The sequence below is a fragment of the Ureibacillus sp. 179-F W5.1 NHS genome (assembly GCF_045369345.1).
In the GTDB taxonomy this organism is placed as follows: Bacteria; Bacillota; Bacilli; order Bacillales_A; family Planococcaceae; genus Ureibacillus; species Ureibacillus halotolerans.
In genome coordinates, this window is the sequence record NZ_JBIQFG010000104.1 from 1 (window position 1) to 1,386 (window position 1,386).

Annotated in this window: 1 protein-coding gene; it reads right to left on the reverse strand. The window is 34.2% G+C overall.

Annotated elements, in window-relative coordinates:
- Positions 1–45: 45 nt before the first annotated feature.
- A complete protein-coding gene (locus ACH0B5_RS18015) occupies positions 46–1,257 on the reverse strand; it encodes an ISL3 family transposase (protein ID WP_241559397.1) in 1,212 nt (403 codons plus the stop codon).
- Positions 1,258–1,386: the final 129 nt, after the last annotated feature.

A 1,386-nucleotide genomic window follows, 5' to 3' on the forward strand; every position in this document is an offset into this window, starting at 1 on the left:
GGTTCTAAGTCAAATGTTGGGGTGAGCATTTAGCTCACTCCTAATTTATGCGACCCGAACATCTATATTTTTATATTGATGGTGTAATAACACCTTTAATCTGAATCGATCAAATCGTTTAAACCCAAACGCATTTCTTTTAATAACCTTCGTTTGGTTATTAATGCCTTCGACATAACCATTATTCAAGTTATAGGCAAAGCTATTCATAATCTCCTTCTGCCAATTTTGAAAGGTTTCTATTGCCTTTTCAAATTCAACTAATCCGGAAGACTTTACTAAATCATAATAGCTATATAATCTTTCTTTTACTTCTTTTAAATTATTCGGTGCTAATTGTTTAGCTATTTCAAACCATAATCGATAAGCCTCTTTCAATTCATAAGCCTTTTTTAATTCAGGTGACTTTTCTAAAAAGTAATTTAAATACCATAATTGCTTTTCGGTTAAATCCTCATAGTGCTTATAAAAGACATGACGCATTCTTTTACATTTCTTACGTTGGTAATCGTCAAAGGCTTTCTGTTCCTTCCTTCTCACTTTTTCTAAAGCCCAGTATATATAACGACAAAAATGAAATCGGTCAGCTACGACAACAGGGCGTCCTAATGCTTGATCAACAGCTGCTTTGAAAGAATGACTCATATCCATAACGACAACGTTTACGTTATCTCCATGTTTTCTTAAATAAGCTACCAGCGTTTCTTTTTTACGATCTTTTAAAATATCTAATGGTCTCCTATTAATAGGGTCAGCAATGACCGTTTGATACTTTTCACCACCTGCATCCCCTTTATATTCATCTATTGCGATGACTTCTGGTAACTGTTTAGTCTCCGTTAACATAGAAGAACTAATTTTATCAAAATGGCGCATTACGGTTGTCGGTGAAGTGTCAAAACGATCAGCCACATCCTTAAAATTTTTACCATGGATGATTTCAATCGCCAACGCCTGTTTGTACTCTATGGACTGTCTTTGATACCACTCTACTAAGGAATTATCTTCGTAAAATCGTTTCCTACAATCTTTGACTTCACAAACATACCGACGTTTTCGATAGAATAGGAATGTTCTTCTACTAAAAATACTATTATGTTTGATCTTCTGAATTCGATAATCATGTACGCGTTCGGTTAATTGACCACAACACGGACAACGATGAGCTTTCCTCTCCAACTCCAAATGAAGTTCATAGTAACCGTCTTTTTCCAATGATTTCGTAATGATAAACTCTTCTAATCCTGGTAAAGTCATGTTAAAATTCAATTACACGCATCTCCCTTTTGTTTTGTTTATTGGTCTAAACAAAGTCTAACAAAATTAGGAGATTGCGTGTTTATTTTTTCTGAATTTTATCTGTACCCCAACAAATATTTTAGAGCC